Annotated in this window: 20 protein-coding genes; 3 read left to right on the forward strand and 17 right to left on the reverse strand. The window is 39.3% G+C overall.

The features are described from left to right. Positions 1-103 precede the first annotated feature (103 nt). The 3 genes from ACRRNK_RS22725 to ACRRNK_RS22735 are packed head-to-tail and all read right to left on the reverse strand — an operon-like array spanning position 104 to position 1,278. Positions 104-301: a hypothetical protein gene (locus ACRRNK_RS22725; RefSeq protein WP_433947035.1), complete on the reverse strand. Its 198-nt coding sequence runs from the start codon at positions 299-301 to the stop codon at positions 104-106. After that, a complete protein-coding gene (locus ACRRNK_RS22730) occupies positions 283-678 on the reverse strand; it encodes a hypothetical protein (RefSeq protein WP_433947036.1) in 396 nt (131 codons plus the stop codon). The genes ACRRNK_RS22725 and ACRRNK_RS22730 overlap by 19 nt, the downstream gene beginning before the upstream one ends. Continuing rightward, a complete protein-coding gene (locus ACRRNK_RS22735; RefSeq protein WP_433947037.1) occupies positions 679-1,278 on the reverse strand; it encodes an S-layer homology domain-containing protein in 600 nt (199 codons plus the stop codon). A 1,963-nt stretch (positions 1,279-3,241) separates the two neighbouring features. On the opposite strand from ACRRNK_RS22735, the gene ACRRNK_RS22740 reads away from it, so the two are divergent. Then, positions 3,242-3,970 carry a M48 family metallopeptidase gene (locus tag ACRRNK_RS22740; protein ID WP_433947038.1) on the forward strand — a complete coding sequence of 243 codons (729 nt, stop codon included), beginning with the start codon at positions 3,242-3,244 and terminating at the stop codon, positions 3,968-3,970. A 48-nt stretch (positions 3,971-4,018) separates the two neighbouring features. On the opposite strand, the gene ACRRNK_RS22745 is transcribed toward ACRRNK_RS22740, so the two are convergent. The 8 genes from ACRRNK_RS22745 to ACRRNK_RS22780 form a co-directional block, all read right to left on the reverse strand. Then, positions 4,019-6,955, reverse strand: coding sequence for a type I restriction endonuclease subunit R (locus tag ACRRNK_RS22745; RefSeq protein ID WP_433947039.1), 2,937 nt, complete (start codon positions 6,953-6,955; stop codon positions 4,019-4,021). A gap of 36 nt (positions 6,956-6,991) precedes the next feature. Continuing rightward, a complete protein-coding gene (locus tag ACRRNK_RS22750) occupies positions 6,992-8,314 on the reverse strand; it encodes a restriction endonuclease subunit S (RefSeq protein WP_433947040.1) in 1,323 nt (440 codons plus the stop codon). Beyond that, positions 8,314-9,807, reverse strand: a complete 1,494-nt coding sequence (locus ACRRNK_RS22755) for a type I restriction-modification system subunit M (protein WP_433947041.1) — start codon at positions 9,805-9,807, stop codon at positions 8,314-8,316. The genes ACRRNK_RS22750 and ACRRNK_RS22755 overlap by 1 nt, the downstream gene beginning before the upstream one ends. A 256-nt stretch (positions 9,808-10,063) precedes the next feature. Next, positions 10,064-10,672: a recombinase family protein gene (locus ACRRNK_RS22760; RefSeq protein WP_433947042.1), complete on the reverse strand. Its 609-nt coding sequence runs from the start codon at positions 10,670-10,672 to the stop codon at positions 10,064-10,066. A gap of 327 nt (positions 10,673-10,999) precedes the next feature. Then, complete coding sequence (locus ACRRNK_RS22765; protein WP_433947043.1) at positions 11,000-11,539, reverse strand: hypothetical protein; 540 nt, start codon at positions 11,537-11,539, stop codon at positions 11,000-11,002. Between the two features lie 689 nt (positions 11,540-12,228). Next, entirely contained in the window at positions 12,229-12,393 is a 165-nt protein-coding gene (locus ACRRNK_RS22770; protein WP_433947044.1) for a hypothetical protein, read from the reverse strand. 486 nt (positions 12,394-12,879) lie between these two features. Further along, on the reverse strand, positions 12,880-13,440 hold the full coding sequence (locus tag ACRRNK_RS22775) for a hypothetical protein (protein ID WP_433946983.1): 561 nt from the start codon (positions 13,438-13,440) through the stop codon (positions 12,880-12,882). A gap of 71 nt (positions 13,441-13,511) precedes the next feature. Beyond that, complete coding sequence (locus tag ACRRNK_RS22780; RefSeq protein WP_433946984.1) at positions 13,512-14,375, reverse strand: hypothetical protein; 864 nt, start codon at positions 14,373-14,375, stop codon at positions 13,512-13,514. Positions 14,376-15,191: 816 nt separating this feature from the next. Between ACRRNK_RS22780 and ACRRNK_RS22785 the strand changes: the two genes are divergently transcribed. Further along, the gene (locus ACRRNK_RS22785) at positions 15,192-16,055 is read left to right on the forward strand and encodes an ATP-dependent DNA ligase (protein ID WP_433946985.1); all 864 of its coding nucleotides are present in this window, start codon (positions 15,192-15,194) and stop codon (positions 16,053-16,055) included. Between the two features lie 684 nt (positions 16,056-16,739). On the opposite strand, the gene ACRRNK_RS22790 is transcribed toward ACRRNK_RS22785, so the two are convergent. Both ACRRNK_RS22790 and ACRRNK_RS22795 read right to left on the reverse strand, forming a co-directional pair. Beyond that, positions 16,740-17,378: a hypothetical protein gene (locus ACRRNK_RS22790; protein ID WP_433946986.1), complete on the reverse strand. Its 639-nt coding sequence runs from the start codon at positions 17,376-17,378 to the stop codon at positions 16,740-16,742. An 18-nt stretch (positions 17,379-17,396) separates the two neighbouring features. Next, positions 17,397-17,864: a peptidoglycan-binding domain-containing protein gene (locus ACRRNK_RS22795; RefSeq protein WP_433946987.1), complete on the reverse strand. Its 468-nt coding sequence runs from the start codon at positions 17,862-17,864 to the stop codon at positions 17,397-17,399. Positions 17,865-18,405: 541 nt separating this feature from the next. Between ACRRNK_RS22795 and ACRRNK_RS22800 the strand changes: the two genes are divergently transcribed. After that, positions 18,406-18,843 (forward strand): hypothetical protein, encoded by a 438-nt coding sequence (locus ACRRNK_RS22800; protein WP_433946988.1) that lies wholly within the window; start codon positions 18,406-18,408, stop codon positions 18,841-18,843. A 34-nt stretch (positions 18,844-18,877) separates the two neighbouring features. Here the strand turns inward: ACRRNK_RS22800 and ACRRNK_RS22805 are convergent, their stop codons facing one another. The 4 genes from ACRRNK_RS22805 to ACRRNK_RS22820 are packed head-to-tail and all read right to left on the reverse strand — an operon-like array spanning position 18,878 to position 21,530. Then, complete coding sequence (locus tag ACRRNK_RS22805) at positions 18,878-20,110, reverse strand: TcaA 3rd/4th domain-containing protein (protein ID WP_433946989.1); 1,233 nt, start codon at positions 20,108-20,110, stop codon at positions 18,878-18,880. Positions 20,111-20,165: 55 nt separating this feature from the next. Beyond that, positions 20,166-20,462, reverse strand: a complete 297-nt coding sequence (locus ACRRNK_RS22810) for a hypothetical protein (RefSeq protein ID WP_433946990.1) — start codon at positions 20,460-20,462, stop codon at positions 20,166-20,168. A 15-nt stretch (positions 20,463-20,477) separates the two neighbouring features. Then, a complete protein-coding gene (locus ACRRNK_RS22815; protein ID WP_433946991.1) occupies positions 20,478-20,741 on the reverse strand; it encodes a hypothetical protein in 264 nt (87 codons plus the stop codon). 15 nt (positions 20,742-20,756) lie between these two features. Continuing rightward, positions 20,757-21,530, reverse strand: a complete 774-nt coding sequence (locus tag ACRRNK_RS22820) for a hypothetical protein (RefSeq protein WP_433946992.1) — start codon at positions 21,528-21,530, stop codon at positions 20,757-20,759. Positions 21,531-21,536 lie beyond the last annotated feature (6 nt).

The following is a 21,536-nucleotide window of genomic DNA, read 5'->3' on the forward strand; positions in this document are numbered from 1 at the left end:
CATATCAGACTTATGGTATCGTGGACAACAAAAAGAACGAGCAACCGTTCCCCCTATTCCACATTTAAGCTTAGCTTCCTGCTTATCAAGATAAGTCACCCCATTACTTACTATGAAGAAGTAGTAGGTCAACTTTATGCCCATCGTTAGTGCTCAATTGTATAGAGATGTTATCCACAGGTTGAGGCTTTGGTGTATTACCAGTTGACCAAAAATTAACAGCTTGTCCTTTTTTCAAAACTTCTTTACCATTTATAGTTCTAGCAATAAGTCCAAATTTAGCTACAATTGCGTCTTCCATTGGACAAATCCTAATGCTGGAGTAGAGAACACACTACGAAGTGTGTAAAAGTCAGGAATAGATCCGGACAATGTTACAATATTATCTGTAAATACTAAGTAGTCATCTGGCAAATTGCGGGCCTTAGATAAGAACATTGATGTATATACACTTTTCCTTTTAGTATTAATGTCGCCATCAATCACAATCATACGCTTAAGTTTAACATCACCAATATTCTTAACAGTTTTCATGCTTTTACCTCTGATGTCAGCGAAAGTGTTATCATCTCGATACTTATAATCAGTAAAACTCGTAATATTAGTCCCAGTTCTTCCGACTTCTCGCAACTCATTCAGGTCTGGGTAGTTGTTCGGATCTTTGCCTTCAATGTCCAATTATCTATATAACATTGTAACCATTTCCGCCCTAGTAGTTGCATTACCAATACCAAACTTCCCACCTGGATTTCCACCCATCAGTTGAGTTCCTCTAACCAATGCCAAATAAGGAACCATAACTTCTGGAATCAAACCACGTTGATCTTCAGTAAATGGCAATAGGGTATCCAACGTGTCAGCATAAGCTTTCTTAAATTCAACATTACTTTGCATCAAAGCAGTGCCAAACCACTTAGCAACATCACCTCTGCTCAGTGCAACATTCGGATTAAACTTCGTCCCAATACTATTAGGATTCAACACACCCATAGCAACTGCCGTATTAATTGCATCACTTGCCCAGAAACTTCCTGGTACATCCGTAAAAGTTGCCTTTGGCGTTGTTTGAGGTTGGAGCTTAGTGGCACGCACAAACAGAGTAATAAACTCTGCTCTCGTAATGCTAGCATTCGGCTTAAAGGTACCGTCTGAATAACCACCTACATACCCGTTCTTCACAGCTCGTTCAATATCAGCACGTGCCCAATGGTTCGCAATATCCGTAAACTTAACATTCGGGTTAACAGCTGCTACCTTCACTGTCTTAAAGTCTTGCATGTTACTTACTTCTACATGGTCAAAAAAATTACAGGCTGATCCGACACTGCTCCTGCACTTGGAGCTAAGAGTGCCACGCTCAAGACAATTACCCCAGTTGCTGTAATAATCTTATTCATTCTTCACACTTCACTTCCTTTATTTGTTATGAAACTTTCTGTATTTCCTCCTACTAACGACTATGTAAATTATCCAAGATCTCATCAAACTGATTTTATCTTTGGTTGCTCTGTCGTCTAAACCTTTAATTCTTAGATTGTAATTAACAACTATGTTCTTGCCCTAAGTCTTACCGATTACCTCCATTTCACCAATCCTCGCATACAAATATTGTAACGCAATCACACATTAATTACCTACAACGAAGCATAAAACAATCTTATCCGCTGAACGAATACTAAACAGTTCTAACACTGCTCTGCGACTGATTCGTTTAATCAATTTAGACCTTGAGAGCGAACTGCTCACTAAAAGCTTCGTCATGCTCGAAGTAAATTCCTTATATTTCCACAAATCACCACCCATCTCTGTCAGTTAAATAAATAAATTTATAGAAGTCACAATTTACACTTTTTATTGTCTAAAACTCTATCAATTGGGCAAAGCTAGTGATAGAGGTGATTAGTCATGTTCGGACTTGGAAAAACGCGGACTCCCTTCGGGAAATGGATCGACAAAAAAGGGATTACGCAAGAATGGGTAGTCCAAGAAACCAAACTAAACAAATATACGATAAGCAAATTAGCAAACCAACCGGATCATATGCCTAGCGGCCGAACAATGAAGAGAGTCCTACAAGCATTACGAAAAATCGATCCAACAATCAAACAAGATGACTTTTGGAGCTTCTAACACAATCTAAGTATGCCCGAATTTGTTTGTACATACATTTACGTTTACACTTACGTAAACATAATCATCATTACTAAAAAGTGTTTACCGTCACCATGTTAAGTCTAATACCAACTGCAGAAAGGGTATACTATAACTAGAGGGGAGGGTGAAATGATGACCATTGTTATCGCGTTATCGGCATTATTATTCGTCGCTTGGCTCCACGCCGTAATTTTGAGGATCAAAAAGAATGATTCGGCATACAACAAATATGTTTTTGGAACAGCGTTATTTTTGTATCTTCTTTGTAATTTCATCCAAGCTCAAACATTTGAACATAAGACGGTTTTCAATCTCCTATTCTCGATCTATTCCTTGTTTGCGATCCCTTTTCATATTTGGCTTATGGTATCGTGGACAAAGACAAAAAAGAACGAGTCGCATTGATTCAGCTTAGGACAAGTGGTAGTATAGAAGTATAGATCTTAAACTTTTCGGCATAAATTAAAAAGAGCCTTTGCCGCTGCGAACGGCAAAGACTCTAGGACAAAAGCTGTGGTCGAACCCCACGGCGCGCAAAGAATGAATCTAAGCGAAACCCACCGTTAGGCCGCCAACCTTACGCGGTGGGTTTTCGCTTGTTTAGCTTCCGTCTAATCCATCTGTAAAGCTTCCGAATACTAAACACAAGGCTTAGTATGGTTGCAATCCATTTAAGGATATCCAGTAGCGCCACAAGTGCGACCATAGCAGCACCCCCTTTCGGAAGGCTACGCCGTGATCGCTCCACCGCTTTAAGTCCATACCTAATTATACCACGAATAGATTGTCCAAATTTACACTTTTTATTGACTAGACGTCAATCAAATTGGCAAAGCTAGTGTTAGAGGTGTATGGCATGTTCGGACTTGGAAAAATGCTTATCCCCTTCATGTAATGGCTATCACGAATGAATAACCAGTCCAGGGAGGTTGCAATTTATACGGCAGTGTACGTATACTAACATTTTAAAACACTTACGTTTACGTACACATAAACGTAAGTGTTTTAGTGACCAAATCTATATACAATGTGTTAAAATAAACTATCATTCACATTCCATATCCATTCACAGAAAGTATGTGGTTTAATGCAACAGATTCTTCAATTTGGAAAAAGAACCATACCTTTTAGTGTTCAGGAATCAAGCAACAGGAAAACACTTAGCATTTCTGTTGAAGATGGTCAGGTAATGGTTACGATCCCAACTGGAACAGAAGAAAAAACCTATAGACAGATCTTACATAAAAAAGCTCCTTGGGTACTAAAACAACTTGCTGAATTTGAAGAAATGAGCACGGCTACCCGTCGGATTCTTCAGTTTCGATCGGGAGAAAAGTTACCCTATCTTGGACGTTACTACCGGTTAAAGGTCCAACAGGAAAAGATCGTTGCTCCAAAGTTTCGTTTCTTCAAAGGACAATTTGAAGCCAGTTTACCTGAACAGGTATCCACGGCCGAACATCGAGATCATTTATATCCTTTATATAGAGACTGGATTATACAAAAAGGAAAGACCTTCGCAGATAAGCGAATTACTCGGTTCACCCAACGTCTAGGAGAAGTACCCAGCAATCTTACGATAAGAAGTATGGAGAAACGCTGGGGTAGCTGTACGCGAAATAGACACATTCTACTCAACTGGCATATTTTTCTTGCCCCGGTTTCAATGGTGGATTATGTGCTCGCACATGAACTTGCTCATCTTAAAGAAATGAATCATACCCCTGAATACTGGAATACACTACGAATGTTGCTGCCGGATTATGAAGAAAGAAAAGAATGGTTAAGAATAAACGGCAGCCAGCTGTATGTATAGGAGTACGTAAAAAGAAGAGCAATTACGCTCTTCTTTTTTGAAGTCATATTAAAATTGCGTCTCAGCTAGTGCCGAGAAATATCCAGTAAGCATATTCGCATCGTCCATACTTTTCGTTTTTTTCAGCAATAGTATTTTTAGATCTGCATTTAGCTTACGCCGGAAATCCAGTTTAGACTTCCAATCCGGAATAGACATGACACGCTTTTGAAAGTAATGATGGACTTCCACTGCCCAATCTTTCAATTCCGTCTCTTCACGCTGCCCCTCATACATTTCCATGAACTTATTGAAATAAGGCTCTTGCTCTTTGGATAGACCACTCTGCGTTTTTCCAGCTTCTTTTTCGACCAGTTCATCGCGCAATTGCTGATATTCCTTCAATAACTCATCTATCGTCAACTGACGCTCTTTGAAACGATTAAGAAGCTCCTCTAATCGGACGGAAATTTTAGTATAAAAAACCTCGTCTTCTTTGATTTTGACACTAATCTCTTTTTTAATCGCATGTTCCATTTGCGCTGCTTTAGATTCCGGAAGTACGTTTTTCTCCACTTCCTCATTAAATCCAGAGTCTAACAGATGAATGGGATCACGCAGTTCAATACCCTTCATTTCCAAATATTTATGGACCAGCTGCCGTACCTTTTCACCACAATCTGCAATATCTAGCCCATCGTCAACGGCAAATCTGGATTTTGCGAGTTGCCGGATTAAACCTGCAAACTTAAGGTCGGCCATATGTGGTTCAGCTTTTGGACTTGGCATAACTTTATCCATACTTGCCGCAAACCGTTTATAAGCTTGATCAAAGTCTGCACGGTCATCTTCATCTTTCAGACGTAACACTGCTTCTTCCTGCTGATCTTTCGTTAGACCATCAAAAAAGCGCATTACAGTACGATTTCGCTGTTCCAGTCGTGGTAGCTCTTCATCAATTGATTCTAATGCACCCCGTACATCACTTGAACTGAAAATAGTCAGTGCTTGATCCAAAAACCTAGAAACGCCAAAATAGTCTACAATCAAACCATACTTCTTATTTTCATCATAACGCCGATTCGTTCGTGCAATCGCCTGCAGTAAATTATGCTCTCGTAGAGGCCGGTCTAAGTACATCACCTGTTCAATCGGCGCATCAAAACCGGTTAAAAGCTTATCGCACACAATAAGCATAGATAGTTTATCTACCTCATAGGGTTGCTTAAACCGCTCAATCAATGCCTTCTCTTCTTCTTTGGAGATATGATACAGTCGAAGATCCTCTTCATCATTATGCCCGGACGAGAATATAACAGCCGATTCAAATTTTCCTGCAGCATAGGTTTCGATTAACTTCTGATATTGCATTGCTGCTACCCTGGACACGGCAACAACCTGTGCTTTATAACCATTCACGAGAATATGACTCTCAAAATGCTTAACGATATCTAGTGCGATTTGTTCCATCCGGTCCGGTGCTGTCAGGATCAACTCTTCATTCACATGCTTTTGTTTGATCTTTTCGCGTCCGTCTTCATCAAATTCATAAAATACGCGTTCAAACAGTTCATCCAGCGTCTCACCCTTCACCTGCAGCTGAGGTAGGCGAGACTCATACAAGATCGGAACCGTTGCACCATCTTCTACCGCTTGTTCTATAGTATACTTATCTATATATGCACCAAACTTAGCTGTTGTGGACCGTTTTTTCTTATCGATCGGTGTACCGGTAAAAGCAATGAGTGTAGCATTCGGCAACGCCTTCCGCATATTAAGCGCTAGCCCTTTATATTGTGAGCGATGCGATTCATCTGTCATTACAATAATATTTTCTGCCTTCGTTAAGACCGGAAATCCTGTCCCACCTTCTTCCGTCCCTTGGAACTTTTGAATAAGGGTCATTACCGTTGTTCCCGGGCCCTTTGTTAGTTGTTCTTTTAAATCCGCCACGGAAGAAGCTTGTGTAGGATTAGGGAAATTGCAGTTTTTAAAAGTCTTTGTGATTTGATTGTCCAGATCCTGTCGATCTGTCACGATCACAAGCATTGGATTTTCTAATGAAGGTACACGCCGCAGTTTCATGGCCAAATACACCATTGTTAGTGATTTTCCTGACCCTTGTGTATGCCAAACCACACCACCACGATCATCTGGGCGTTCTCCCATGACAATCCGATCAATCGCTTTATTTACCGCGCGATATTGCTGGTAGCGAGCAAGCTTCTTTACCTTGCCGTCATATACGATGAAGTTGCGCATGAGATCCAGGACTGCTTCTATCCGTAATACACCTGCTGCAAGGACATCTTGTGGCCGATCACTACCCACTTCTTCAAGAGTGAACGGATATGGATCCTTCCAGAGCCCGTAATGCTGTGGTCGGGATCCGATCGTACCGATACGTGCACGGTCCCGACTCGTAACAATAAGCATTTGATTGTACCAGAACAATTTAGGATGAGTCTCCTGATAACGATTAAATTGACGTACCCCTTCTGGCAACTGTGCATCCCATTTCAGTTTCGGGCTTTTGCATTCAATGACAACAAGAGGAAGACCGTTAATATACAAAACAACATCCGGACGAATTGTATCGCTAGCATTCACGTAGCTGATCTGATTTACAACAAGGAAATCATTATTATTTAGACGCTCAAAATCAAATAACACAACAGTCTGATTCTTCTTACCCGTACCTAGATCCTGCTGTACCGCTACACCATGGCCAAACAACTTATCATATACCAACTGATTCGCAGCAAAGCTATCTGTTTCTGTAATCATCGTTAATTCGCCGATGACTTTATCTATATTACTTGCTGTCATCCACGGATTTAGCTTTTCCAGCGACTTCGCAAGTCTCTTTTCAAACACTAGGCTCGTACGGGCACGTCGTTCTTTTCGTGCATCGACTTCCTCACCTGTTAAATATGTATAACCATACCCCTGCAATTGCCGGATTAACGGCATTTCGACTTCCGTCATCTCTAACTGATCACGCATCTGCTTCACCTCCAGCGTTATATATTAAGGGACGGCTTACACCGTCACCCTTAACTTTCCTGTCAGTAATTGCTGCATCAGACCTTTTTTAAGCTCAATTTGCTTTTCTTTTTCTTTTTCATAAGAGTCGATTTGTTCATCGACAGTTGAAAGGATTTCAGCAATTTTTTGTTGTTCTTGTAATGAATTGGGTACCACTATTTTAGTATTTTCAAAGTCCTTTAAGTTAAGGTTGTTTCTTCCATCACCCGTACTAAAATTATAAAACTGTTGTTTTGCTACAACTGAATTAAAATAACGCATTAAATAATCAGGAAGAATTACATTAGATTTCACGCGCGTATTTAATGTTGCAAAACCATGGCAACCTACTAAATCTTTTGTTATCAACGCAGAAGTGCCAATATCTCCTGTATGGACTGTTACAATATCATCTAATAATAACTTTTTTGATTCATGTAAATTTGAAAAGTCTCCATCTAAATAAACCATCTGCCTTTTCGAGATATAACCTTCTTTTATATCGGAATTACGAATTAAAGGTATACCATTATCTACATAATATTTAGTCATTGTAGTTACTAATCCGATCGAAAGCTTACATGAGATATCTTTCAATAAACATATCTCCCATGCAACCGGAATCTCCCCCAATTCAGTCTGTTTAAATTCTGTATGTCCAATCCCTTTAGTAAGAAGCTGTTGCATCAGACTTTTTTTGAGTTCCTTTGTTTTTTGAATGAGTTGTTCAGTATTTTCAATTTGCTCATCAGCTGTTGAAAGAATTTCGGAGATTTTTTGTTGTTCTTTTAGTGGTGGCATCATAATTTGGAGATTGGATAAATTAGTTAATCCAATTCGTAATCTAGTTGTACCTGTGCTATTAATTTCAGCTTGCTTTCTAAAGTATGGAGCATTAATTGCGTACATTAAAAATTTCTTATCAAATCTCTCAGTGTCAGGGGATAACCTAATTGAATCTGAAGCCATTAAGAATCGTGGAGCATGTTCCGGAACAATACAAGCTCTCGCTACAGGTTCAGCCATTTTTGCGATGACGATCTCACCAGGATAAATATTACACTTACCTAAAGAATCTGCTTTTTCTTCAGTTGTGAAGATACGATATTTATTATTAAATTTACCTTCTAATATATTTTGAAGCTGAATTATTTGGACGCCTGAATCTGTATATTCTTTACTTGTTAAATCTGACCCAAATGGTCCTCCCGCAAAAGAATACCGATCATCACTTTTTCTTGTTTCACCTAATTTTATAAATTCCCATTTATCCGGTATTAGACTCAAGTCCCAAGTCGCACTATCATCTAATGTTTGTCTTTCATCTTTAGTAATCATTATACATCACCAAATCCTAGCTCTTTTAAATATCCGCTTAGTTTTGCTTTAATATCAATATGGTCATTTTCAAGATGTTTAATTTCCTCTATAACACTACTTATGTCGATTTTTTCCTCATCTACTGACTTATCAATATACCGAGTTATATTCAAGTTATAATTGTTACTTTTGATCTCTTCTATCCCTATAATACGTGCATATCCCTCAATATCCTCATAAGTATCAAAAACATCAACAATTTTTTTTATATCTGAATCACGCAGCGTATTTTGGTTCTTTCCTTCCTGGAAACCTGCTTCAGCAGCAATAAATAAAACATTCCCTTTACGCTCTTCTGGTTTATTACGGTTAAAGATCAAAATACAAGCCGGAATCCCCGTTCCGTAAAACAATCCTGAGGGCAGTCCAATAACAGCTTCAATCAAGTCAGCCTCTAAAATACCTTCGCGAATCTTCCCTTCAGCTCCACTACGAAAAAGAGCACCATGTGGCATAACGACACCAGCCACTCCATCATATTTAAGGGAAGCAATCATGTGCTGAACAAACGCATAGTCGCCGGCATTTTTAGGAGGGATCCCAAAGCGGAAACGACCAAACGTATCATGGTCTGCGGATTCACGTCCCCACTCTTTTAGTGAGAACGGAGGATTCGCAATTACACGATCGAATAGCATCAACTCGTTATCCTCAACCAATCTAGGATCTCGAATCGTATCACCTTTACGAATATCGTGGTCCGGCAATCCATGCAGCAATAGATTCATCTTGGCGATACTCCATGTATTCAAGTTTTTCTCCTGACCATATAGAGAAAGTGACTGTGGGTTTCCTCCTTTACCACGCACAAAATCTACGGACTGAATTAGCATACCTCCAGATCCACAAGTCGGATCATAGACTCTCATACCTTCTTCAGGCTTAATCAGTTTTACGATAAGCTCAACGACTTTCGATGGCGTATAAAATTCGCCGCCCTTCTTTCCGGCATCATCCGCAAATTGGGCAATCAGGTACTCATATGCACGACCCAACATATCTGGTTCAGACAAATTACTATTTGTTAAATCAATAGTTGAGAAGTGTTGCAACAACCGTTGCAATACTTCATCTGTCAATACTTCTTTACGGTTAAAGTCAATCGGCGTTAATACACCTTCCAGCGTTTTATTTTCATTTTCTAGTGTTTCAAACGCTATATTAATAACTGATCCAATGTCCTCAGCATTTTTTCGTATTTCTTCCCAACGTGATTCCACCGGAACAAAAAATTGATATTGTTCAGGGTCTTCCGCCAAGATCTCTCCGATTTCTTCACCATGTTCTTTTATTAATTCGAACCGTCTTTCATGAAATACATCACTCAGACGCTTGATGAAGAGAAGTCCAAATATGTAGCTTTTATAATCACTGGAATCAATGGATCCACGCAAAATATCCGCCGATTTCCAGAGATGTGATTCAAGTTCTTGTTGAGTTAATTGTGCCAATATGGGTAATCTCCTTTGATATAAAAATGTGTGTCTTTTTAATTTCTTAATCTTGTTGGTTAAATGTGCAAGTATCACACATATATAATAGAAGAAAAAAGTCTAAATCTATGATAATTATATGTTTTAGGTCCTACTTAAAGTCAAAAGGTTATAGGATAAACATACCACAAAATGCAAATCAGAATGTTGTTAAATGTTTCATAAGGAGACAGCGATCTTAGTAGCACCTAAGTATATTTTAGTCACCATCCGGTTACTGTAATCCTAACTCATACTCTTTCACTCTCCTGTAAAAAGTTCGATGTTTCATATTCAATTTTTGCATTGCTGCAGTAGCTGTTATCGCGCCTAATTTCCATTCCTGGTATACCTGAGTGAAATCTCCATCAATTACAATCTTAGGGCGACCAAATTTAACCCCTTCTGCTTTAGCCACTTCTATTCCCTCAGCTTGGCGTTGTCGATTTTTCTTCCGTTCTTGTTCTGCCACGTAAGCTAGTAGACTTAAGAACTGATCTTCCATTACTTTACCGAAGTCACCCATTACCCGAAAGCTCTGAGAATTAAATAGAGTCTCGTTATCCAAACAGATAATATCTGCATTTAGCTCCCGTGTAATATATTTCCACTCCTTTATGATTCCGTCATAGTCTCTTCCAAGACGATCTAATGCATCGATGTAAACTAAGTCCCCCTCTCGGATCATCTGACGCATAACCTGATACTGTGGTCGATTAAAATCCTTTCCACTTAATTTATCTACAAATATAAACCGTTCCTCAACACCTAATTCCCGAAACTTGATTAGTTGCCGGGTTTCATTTTGGTCTTTTGCGGAAACACGTCCGTATGCTAACTTCAAAGTGTCTCCCTCCTCTATTTTCGTGCCAAAAAGTAACGGTTCACTAACGGCACGTGCCTAAAATTATTTTAGGGTATTTTGGCACGATAAAACAAGTTATTTTTGCTTATGCCTAAAAGCATGCTTTTTGACATACATTATAAAAAAATACATTCTCACATATGTATACGTAATTGTAAACGTAAATGTATCAAATAAGGTTGTTTCGGTTGTTTCCATCGTTAAATCTAAGAGGCACCATGAGTCAATTCCATTTAAAAAAATGTTTCAATGCTAAACGAACTTTTAAATAAGATAAGCTTCATTTTTTCCAAAACATCAGTTCTATTAAAATATAAGACCATATCTCCGTAGTACATCCTGAAAAGGCATCTGTGATTCATTGAGGATTAATACTTTATAGAATAAGTACTCTTTAACTAACTTATTTATATTTTTTCGATGAGATTGATTCTGTACTTCAAAAGCAACAGTGAGTAAATTTATATTAGGGTATTTCTTCAATACTTTTTCGTGCCTTTCGCAATCCTGCTTTATGTTGCTAAAGTTGGATTTGACTTCAATTGATGCTATTGGCTGCTCATCTAAAAATACAACAAGATCGGGTTGTTGTCCTGCTAGGTCTATATTATGAGATACGGTTATGATTCCGGAATCAATTGCTCTTTTATTATAGTAATAGAAGGCTCTTGAGAAAATAATCTCTGTTAAACCTGTTAAGTTATTTGAATTTAGATTTTTGCTTTTTAGTGACATAATAAATTCTAGGTATAAGTTTGCTAATTCGTGGCACGTTAGGTTTTTATTATTATCTACGATATAGTTGTCTATGTTGGAAAGAATATTGCTAAAATTCAATTTAAACACTCACTTTCTTTTGATTTTTCGGAAACATCCAGATTTCAAAAATTAGCCGGACAAGTTTATATGATTGGTATGAAATATAAGGGAATCGCAAAGAAATATGACGCTTCGCTTAACACCGTAAAGAGCTGGCAGCAGCATTGAACGTAAAAAGAGACCCTGCCTACACATAGCCGGGTAAGAGTCTTTATTTTCCTAATCAACACTAACTTTATTTTTTGTTAGCAAAAGTGTATACAAAACCCGGCACGAGTTGCTGGCCGGGTCAGAAATAAAGTTGTTACGGGTACCCCTTGTTGTATTTGGTAACATAAATCTAATTTATCGTATAAAAAAACTCTCAGGCCACAAAAATCAGCTCGAATGAGTCCTCATTCCGACCTAGTGAATGATTTGACTTAATTTGGGCAGTCCAACATATGCAAAGTAAAAAACACACCCAACTAAGCACAAAGAAGCTGTAACCTGGAAATACAATCCTCGGAGTCTAAATCCCAGTTTAAGCAATGCGATTATGGCGATAGCCGGAAGTGCCAAGTATAGACCCAGTACATGGACGATGGACATAGCTGCATCCAACATAGTCGATTGGATGCCCTGGAATATGTCTTGCATATCATTCAATCTTTTTCCTCCTTATGTCTCTCTTTTAAATAGGCCCCCTCCCCTTGGGAGGGCCGTAATCGTAATCTCTATTTCTCTCTCCGAACCCCTTTAAATTTATCGCCAGTTGTTTTTTGGTCCATAAAGCGCCCTGTGTCAGCGTTTCTCTTTACCCAATTTCCGTTTGGTGCCTGAAACTGGCTCCGATTGTCGACTGCGCCTTTGCGGTAGCCTTGACCTGTGTTTTTAGCCATTATCCGGTCTCCTTTCCGTTAACATATCTCCGTGCCGCACAGGATGCGTCCGTTAACTAATTGATTGATCTGTTGACGCTATTCGGTCTCTTTTTTATCTGTGCTCTCAGTTTGTTGTTTCTTTTTGTTTGTGTATTTTTGATGTTGCTCCTCGGTCACCTCAAAGCAAAAGGCTTCTAAACCCTTCTGGCTTGCATAGAGACGCTGCCCGTTTCGCAATGTAATATAAGGCGTACAAACAAGCATGATTACTCTCACCTCCGGCGTAATGAACCTTGCCGAAAGACCAACACAATGGTATCATTAAAACCACGTTACCAAGCGGAGTTTTAATGGCGGCGACCATTGAAACAAATCTATCGTACCGTTGGTCCTCTGACAGGACAGCGGTATTTTTTTTCTCTTCCCACTATCTCACCAACCTTTTATCAAATTTCATTTAAACCCTGTTGTTTTTTTGGTCTTGCCGCTCGGCAAGACCAAATTTTAGATGGGTGTTGCATACACGTACTGCATACCTTCCGAAGACTTTTCCTCAAAACGTGTGGCCAAACCATGCTCGTACAGCTTTTTGAGTTTCACACTGAAGTTCGTAATTTCTTCCTCGTACTCATCAGCGAGCTGTCTTGCAGTCGCCCGGCCTTTTTGATGAAGCAGTGTGGCCAGCTCCACTAAATGCTTTGGGAGTTTATCGCCAAGGATGAACGCTTTTTCAGGCTCTTTCACCCATACTGCCTGCTTCTTCTTGTCCAGAGCGGAACCGATATTTTCCTTGTGGTTGCTACTTAGGTTGGTTAGCACAATGCGCTTACCTTGTAAAAGGGCGATGTTCTCATGGACATGAACTATGATCTCATCCGAGCAGGAAAAATCGATCGCTTGAACATGACTAAAATCCAGGGCCACCACATCATGTTCTGCTGAAAGTATTAACGGCAGAAGCGCCTCGCGAATTTCCGAACCGTCATCTCGAAACAGCAGGAGTGTAGCCTCTATCACTTGCTGGCTGAGCGCTCCAATGTCGATGGTGGAAATTGCAATGGTCATTTGGTTCCACCCTTTAAATAAAATTTGTTTAAACCTGTCATTTTTATTATATGAGCAACCTTCCCAGTTTGTCAACCTAAACGCTGTGGTAACTTGAATTCGATTTGAGTTCCCACAAATGATGACCGTCTTGGCGTAATTTTGAAATCACCATCCGGATCGATTAATATTTCTGCTCGTCCCGAACGGACATACAAGGTTCCATTGAATTTCCTGATTTTTTCTTTGATCCCTTTATACCCCGTGCCACCATCCTTCTTACTCGACCTCTCCTTTACAACAGCCACATTCAGTGCCTTCTCATCATCTGGCATCATGATTGTAATGTAGTCACTTTCTTCAAAGGTTCGACGGATACCGATTCCCTTATCTGAGATACAAACAGAAGCATATTTTACTTCGGAGTGCGGAATCCGATACACCTGGGCACAAACATAGCCATAGGACTTACTATGGCGTGGAATATTTCCAAGAAGTTCAGAAAGTATGACGATAAAGTCATTCACATCATCGGCGTCATATAGAAGTTCATTTTCAAGAATTGTCCTTGTCTGGGTGTTTACTATATTGACAGCTGCACGCGCATCATGCCGGTATTCTATTGGCGTAATGGTAAGCATGGTTTGATTATTTTGATTACGGGGTACCTGGCTTTTTAGTGCTTTAATGTCGTGGGGCAAGTTAGTATAGCGAGCGGCAACGTCAAAGAACCCGGCCCGTTCCAGATAGGTTGCTGCACTTCGCGAACGCGGATAGTGGATCTCACCAATATCGAATCGGTCAATTAACTGTAATAGGAGAACCATACCATATGGCTCGACGAATGAGACTCCTGATAGATCCAAGAACGGCAGCTTATTAGTGCCAGAAACGATAATGTCATCAATCACATTGTTTATTTTCTCGCGGTCTAATGTCCTTTGAATATAGGTCATAATATTTTTGCACTTCCCAGCAACTGGTTTCGATTTAAGCCTATTTTATCATATATAATCGATCAGCGCGGTTCATTAAGTGAGGTAACAATTGCTGAAAGTGGACAGCACGGATGGCTGCCCATTTATAAAGGAGAGTAAGTTATTCTACTCCGTCATTTTCTTTGTGGCTCTAGCCGTGTTGTCCCTAATTGCTTGGTGTCATCCAGTTGTTTTAAGATTCAAGCACGGTTCAGTGTACAATAAATATGTGGTTTATGACGGCTCTATTGGTGTACATTGCTGGCAACTACATTCAATCCCAAACGTTTGATCATAAAACGATATTCAGCTTAATTTTCGCAATTTACTCTTTGATCGCAATTCCATACCATCTGTGGTTAATGATCTCTACAACCAAGCAAAAAAGAGTTTGAAAGAATAGACAGTATTAAAGCCCTCTAAATGCTCTCAGCGCAATTGGATAGTTAATTCCTTGGAATAGAAGGAGGATAGCCCCAAATAGAGAATAATATCTCTAAAGGAGCTGTGCGATTTGATTAATAGGGACAATCGAGATGAACTTGTGTTAGCTATAAATCGTGTCCAGAAGGTTGTTTTACTGCTTGTAGATGGAACTGAAGTAACCGGATTGCCTAAGTGGGCTCTGGATAACACACGTGTTCAGATATGGGCACAGTCAGGATCCACTTGGGTACCGGTTCAAGAGATCAAACATGTAACGAGGATAATACCTTTCAATAAAAATTGACTCCCATTACTTACCGCCTTTATCCGATTTGCCTAGCGCTATAACGGAATAGAGGTGTTTTTGTTATGTTTATATCCCCAATGTTACTAGAAACGGCTCCTGCCCCATTTTCGGATCCACGTTATATCTTTGAACCTAAGATCGATGGTCACCGTTTAATATTTTCACAGCAAAACGGCATAGTTCGTTTATATACACGTCATAACAACGACTGTACACGTCAGTATCCCGAGATTGCCAGCGCCCAATTTCCGCATGACGTCGTTTTGAACGGCGAAATTGCCTGCGTAGATCCTCTGACAGGCGTATCGGATTCTGAATCCGTTATGTCTCGTTTCCAGGCGAAAAAGTCCGATATGATTACGCAATTAACCGGAAGACTCCCGGTTACATTCGTAGTATTTGACGTTTTAAGTTATAAGGGCAAGGACCTCCGTAAGGAACTGCTAATACAGCGCAAGGAGATACTCGCAGGGCTATCGCTACCTAATGCTAACTTCGGCGTTATACCGTTCATAGAAAGCGCCGGTGAAGCGTTATTTACGCAGATTCAAGCGCGGAAAATGGAAGGCGTAGTCGGCAAGCGGAAGGACAGCGCCTACTATAGCCGCCGGCACAGTGCATGGCAAAAGATCATCAACTGGACGTATGCCGACGTATTCATAACGGGTTACCGTAAGGCAGAGTTCGGCTGGCTGGCGGCCGTGCAAACAGATAAATGCGCGAAGATACGTCCGGCAGGAATCATCGAGCTTGGCGCTAATCCAACGCATATGAAGGCGTTTTATGGCGTAGTAAAACCGCTGATTACCGGAGAAGATCGCGATTTCGTTTACGTGGAGCCGCGGATTCGAGCACGCGTGAAAATGAGAAATTGGACGAAGAAGGGGCTATTGCGGAGTCCGGTGTTTACGGAGTTTATTATATAACTAAAAAAGATCCTGCCAGCACATAGCCGGTAGGATTTTTTATTTTCCTAATCATACTAAGGTCTGGCCCCCCCACCTACTAAGATAAGTTCATGCCTTTGGTTGTAATTTATACATTCAATTCACCTACATTAGTGAGGACACAAAATCTTCGATTCCCGGGAAGCTTTGAGAAAAGAGTGTCTATCAGAAAATAATTACTGGAGGTTTTTTTATGGGAAAAATCGTTAAGTACGTTTAGCAGCATTTATTCCTCAAGCTTGGAATGAGTACATGCGTACACCAGAAGTAAGTGTTCAGTACAGGTTTCAATGTACGGGAGCAAGGTGCGGCTAACACCACTAGTACACGATTTTCCGCTTTAAAGACGGTTGGCTGTTGAATAAAGGTGACGCTTAAGAAAAAGTAGACCGACATCCTCTCAACAAAAGGACGGTCTGCTTTTCCTTTTTTTTCAGTAATTAATTCCTTAGGTAAGGAATGTTTCTCATCCGATCAGTAACTAATCACTAAGGTAAGGAATGAATTTTCCTATAGTAAGGAACTATTCACAACTATTTCTAAATATCAGTAATTAGTTCCTTACTGATACGAAGGTAAGTGATTATTAGTTACTGATATTAGAAGAATAAAAAAAACAAACTCCCCTGGAATGGAATAGAGAGTTTGTTTTTAATGCTAATGTTATTCTTGGATTTGCTTTACTACATTGAACAAATCATCAAGAGTACCATTTACTGTAGATGCAGTGAAAAGGTGATTCTTTGTAATCAAATGAACAACCTTTCTTTTTTCCCCATCTACATATGCTGCAACGTTACCATTGATATCTGTAACTTCAACCTTTTCTTGAGAATAGGCTTCTTGTAATTTTTGAACACCTGCATCTGGATCAATTTTAGAAGGTGCTTGACTGCAAATTACTTCAGCGCCATTACTTAAATGATACACTGTTCTAAGAATGTATCCTTCTTCCGTTTTTCTTGCAGATACTTTAGATTCACTTGGAGTAACGGCTGAATTAGCTTCTACAGAGCTTGTCTTAGCCTTTCCATTTGAAGATTCCAGGATAGCTTTCGGAAGCAGATTCTCTCCATTAGGAACTTTTAAAATATCAACTACTCCAGGAGGAGCTTCAGCTTGTTTATCTGGCTTAACTAACAATTCTGATGGATTGTTAGCTTGAACTTGTACTTGAGCTGGTTGGGTTACTTGTACTGGTGACTTTTCACCCTCGGCAGCGAACGACTGTTGATAAAGGAAGCTACCACCACCTAAAGCAATAACTCCAACAACTCCTGCAATAAACAGTTGTTTTTTCATAATATCAATTTCCTCCTTTTAGTAGACTGTTCCTGATCCAACCAAACTGCTATCACTCTTATAACGCAAGTAGTATTTTAAACCGCCACCAGATTGATTGATGTAATCTACCCAATATGTTGTACTCTTACCAGTCCAAAGGTAGAACGATCCATTATAGGTTTCTACTGTGGTATACTCACTCATTTTATTCCATGAACCACTGCCGACAATACCATCAGAAGTTAAACCTTCACCAGATTGAAAAGCTTTTACAGCCGAAGTTGTGCCTGATCCATAACTTCCATCAATGGTTCCTACTTTGGCAGATTGACCAAAGGCATATAGATTTGCTTGTAAAGCCCTGACATACCCACCGCTAGAACCACTTTGGAGTTTAGGCCACCCAGTGAAGTCATTTGAAGCAGCACTAGCTACTCCAGCCAGCATAAGAGAACCAACTAATGATACTGATAGAGCAATGGCACTCAATTTCTTTTTTTTCAAATCGTCCTCTCTCCTCTGTCCCTAATATTATAAACCTTTCCATAAAAAGGCTCATAATATAAACAATAGAATAAAAAGAAAAGTAACGAATAATTTTGTAAAAAATTATATAGAGGTATTTAATAGCCGAAATGTAGCAGCACCATAAAAAAAATATGGAAAAAAATTGGAAAAATGACGAACTAGCCTCGGCCGGACGTGCAGCAGCTGCTCCTTCTTCTTCCGGAGCTCGGCCCAAACAGCTAACAAATCATCCAGGGCAATCCCGAAACAGCTTCTATGTCATGTTGCCACTGAGTTACATTGTGTTTAAAGCTCTAATTGACTCCTGAATAATTCGTCTTTCACAGGTTGGGCAGCTATACGCATATTCTCTATTGTATCAACTGTTGTCTTATCTCTGTTTGCCACTTCATCAATCACCTTAAACACATTCTCAGGATAATTTTAATAAGGAAGAAACTTAGTTTTTAAGTATTCTTCATATTCAGCGATAATCTAATTATAATAAGAACAAACGTTCCTTATTAGAGGTGACAAAATGCCAGCGATCGACCACACTCCTGAAGACACTGACTATGTTAAATTATATTTAATACTCCCCCTCATTCTGACTGCTTTTGAACGAGATAAACGTATTGCTGAAGCAACCTTTAAGACTCCTCGGCCTTATATTGAATTAATCAACGAAGCCATCAAGCGTGTGGAAACAGACATAAAAGAGATACGTCGCATGATGCGAACACTTGGGATAAAAGTATATGAAGAGCAACTTACAGCTAAAGGGATCGAGGCCAAGTATCTATGCCGAGGGTACCAGCATAACTTCAGTATGCTTACCAACTTCTTGGCTGCAGAGTCATCGGTTTTAATGGAGAAATACTTAGGGATAGACGTTGTAATGAAATACATAAATCGATACGATCCGCGACCTGACAAGCACGGGGAGCGGATGCAACCGGGGCACCTAAAAATATAAAAGACCACTCTGATTAGCCAGAGTGGTCTTTGTATTAATTAGTCGAAGTCACTATATATTTTTCTTCTTCATTTTGATCCGGAAGGGAAGCATAAGATCCAAAGTTCGCTTCATCGACGCGCCAAACCTTCTGACTACCATCGTACAAAGACTTTATAGCTAGAGTGAATACTTCCTCCTTCTCAGGAAAATAATCCGTTTTTAGCCGCTTATAACGAATTACACCTTCCATCTTCATAACTGGATTGCCGTCTTTATCAATCACGATCTTAGGTGTCTCTTTATTAAAATAAGTTTTTATCAGTTTATATTTGAGGTTACCAAACAACGAGGGTGTATATTCATTGGCTTGCTCTACTCTGAATTTTTCAGTGGTGCTTTTAAACGGTTCTGTACTTTGTTTAACACTAGCTTGCGCGTATTCTTCTGCGAATTTGATGTATAATTCATTAGCTGCCTTTTCATCTGGCTTAAAGTAAAAATGGGAACCACTACCTAGAGTGTAGTACATTTTATCATAATGTGAGCTTTTAGTTTCACCCCACGGAAAACTAGCTAAGAGCTGCACTTCCATTGAATCCTCTTCCTTAATTGGACCAAATTGAGTTGATTCAGGATCACCAACCTTAATTCCTGTTTTTTCTCCTTTAAAAAGAATCTCGGCTCCCTTTAATTCTTTCGATAAATCCAGACGGTACCCATCTAAATTAAAGATAAGCTCCTTACTGGGTTTATCTCCAGCATTAACTGTTTTAGTATCTCTTAAGTTGGTCCAGTTAGATTTTTTTATCGCTTCAAAAGTATAACTCCCGGCCAAAAAAGGCTTCTGTAAATCGACAGTATTCATATGTTTGCCGTTCACCTCTAAGGTTACATCATCGTCCACATTTTTTAGTGTTAGATTAGTAGCACTTGGTAAAAATACATACTTATCGAAGAAAAATAGTGTTTTCCCTTGTAAGGCAACCGTATAAGGAAAGTCTGCGCTGATTCTGTTGGTCTCATTTAAGAGCTGTAAGGTCATTTCCTTATTATTTTTAGCCGTTTTAATGAAATACTTAGCTGATTCTTCCGCTGTAGGATACGACTGCATTCCAATTGGCATCAAAGAGATAAGCAATTGAGGATCATTATTATCTATTGCTGTGCTGATCTTCTCCAAAACGCTCTCACGAGAATTAACTTTGTTTAATAAGAACATGCTTATAATTACGACTAATATTAGTACGGCTACTATACTAAATATCCATTTCTTTTTTTGCCTCAATATAAATCCCCTCCATTTAAATAAAAGGGCCGAATAAAAGCAATTCGGCTTTAACTTACATCTGTCCTGCAATGACCTCGTTCTTTTGCTCAGGACCATCAGGAATCATTACAGGAGCTTTTCTCAGATGATCAAATTTACCTTGCTTAATCTCCCTAATAACATCTTTTAAATTAATTCCGATATCACTTAAGAGCACAATAGTATCCTCAATGTTTTTAACTTTTTGCTGATGTTCGACCTCCTTGATCTGCCTGGCTATTTTTTTTAGTTCTTCTTCAATTTTGTCCTTTTTCTTTTTCAATGTATCTTCTTTTTCCATAAGTTTAAATAATTTAGTATCTTCTTCCATAACAAAAAACCCTCCTTAACGTTGTTTTAAGGTACAGACAGCAGCCCAATAAGACCGAATAGCAATTTCGGCATTTTCTAAAGATGAACACTTTGCAATACGAGGAATAACGTATTGACCTTCCATTGTAACGTGTAATTCAACGTCATCGTAATTATCTATTTCTTCCGGTTTAACGACTCTATGAATCAAACAATAATTAGAACATTCCTCAACCAAATAGTCTGATGGCTGAATTTCATTGTTTAAACGAACTACAGGAGCTTTGTATAACATCATAATAGTTACCTCCTATTAACAATCATAATAATCATGCTTGTATCTGAGTTGTTTATAGACAAATACCAGAAGTCCAATAACAATAAGAATTGACACCCATATAATCGTTTTTGTTGTACTAGGGTCTACAGCGAATTGAGGCTTGGGTGAATCCTTAACGGCTGAGTTAGATGTGTCTAGACTTGGATCTGGCGTAATTACATTGTGAGATTGAGTTGTAACAGTACCCGTCCCTTTATCCTCATTCAACCATTGTTTCACATCCTCTTCTGTTAGGGTTTGTTTCGTTTTTTCCGAACTACTTTCAGACTTCCTCGCATTTGGCTTTAGTGCTAACTCTATATTAAACTTTGCAATTTCCCCATCTTTGACCACTAATTGCTCAGCAGATTTGATGTTATAATCAACTGCATTTTCACCGACAACATTTATGAAATCCAATTTATATATGCCTGGTTTAACCTCGGAGGAGAAGGAATATTTACCATCATGATCGAGCCTAGCCATTATATTCCCCTGCACTTCAGAAGAGAAATTAACAAGAATGGTTTGGCTAAAGTCTGTTGGAACAACTGCCTTCAGTTCAAGTGTGGTTAATTTCCCCTCCTTCACATTTCCAGTCTTAAGCGTGGATGGTTGTGCCTTTTCAGTTCCATTGGCAGCTAATGTTTCCTGCTTTATAGTAGAAGGTAGAGTTGTTGTTCCTCCTTCTGCAAAGACAGGTATAGAAGAAAAAATTATAACGATGATAAATACGAATGCCGAGCAAGAGATAATACGGTTTCTCATATATTC

The sequence above is a fragment of the Paenibacillus sp. SN-8-1 genome, assembly GCF_050995535.1.
Classification (GTDB): domain Bacteria; phylum Bacillota; class Bacilli; order Paenibacillales; family Paenibacillaceae; genus Fontibacillus.

What these genes read in the sequence shown, in the direction of transcription:
- ACRRNK_RS22725 (WP_433947035.1), bottom strand. Translation starts at nt 301, where the DNA reads ATGGAAGACGCAATTGTAGCTAAATTTGGACTTATTGCTAGAACTATA.
- ACRRNK_RS22800 (WP_433946988.1), top strand. Translation starts at nt 18,406, where the DNA reads ATGCCAGCGATCGACCACACTCCTGAAGACACTGACTATGTTAAATTA.
- ACRRNK_RS22745 (WP_433947039.1), bottom strand. Translation starts at nt 6,955, where the DNA reads ATGCGTGATCAGTTAGAGATGACGGAAGTCGAAATGCCGTTAATCCGG.
- ACRRNK_RS22775 (WP_433946983.1), bottom strand. Translation starts at nt 13,440, where the DNA reads ATGACCATTGCAATTTCCACCATCGACATTGGAGCGCTCAGCCAGCAA.
- ACRRNK_RS22770 (WP_433947044.1), bottom strand. Translation starts at nt 12,393, where the DNA reads ATGGCTAAAAACACAGGTCAAGGCTACCGCAAAGGCGCAGTCGACAAT.
- ACRRNK_RS22785 (WP_433946985.1), top strand. Translation starts at nt 15,192, where the DNA reads ATGTTTATATCCCCAATGTTACTAGAAACGGCTCCTGCCCCATTTTCG.
- ACRRNK_RS22780 (WP_433946984.1), bottom strand. Translation starts at nt 14,375, where the DNA reads ATGACCTATATTCAAAGGACATTAGACCGCGAGAAAATAAACAATGTG.
- ACRRNK_RS22740 (WP_433947038.1), top strand. Translation starts at nt 3,242, where the DNA reads ATGCAACAGATTCTTCAATTTGGAAAAAGAACCATACCTTTTAGTGTT.
- ACRRNK_RS22815 (WP_433946991.1), bottom strand. Translation starts at nt 20,741, where the DNA reads ATGATGTTATACAAAGCTCCTGTAGTTCGTTTAAACAATGAAATTCAG.
- ACRRNK_RS22810 (WP_433946990.1), bottom strand. Translation starts at nt 20,462, where the DNA reads ATGGAAGAAGATACTAAATTATTTAAACTTATGGAAAAAGAAGATACA.
- ACRRNK_RS22790 (WP_433946986.1), bottom strand. Translation starts at nt 17,378, where the DNA reads ATGAAAAAACAACTGTTTATTGCAGGAGTTGTTGGAGTTATTGCTTTA.
- ACRRNK_RS22820 (WP_433946992.1), bottom strand. Translation starts at nt 21,530, where the DNA reads ATGAGAAACCGTATTATCTCTTGCTCGGCATTCGTATTTATCATCGTT.
- ACRRNK_RS22735 (WP_433947037.1), bottom strand. Translation starts at nt 1,278, where the DNA reads ATGCAAGACTTTAAGACAGTGAAGGTAGCAGCTGTTAACCCGAATGTT.
- ACRRNK_RS22750 (WP_433947040.1), bottom strand. Translation starts at nt 8,314, where the DNA reads ATGATTACTAAAGATGAAAGACAAACATTAGATGATAGTGCGACTTGG.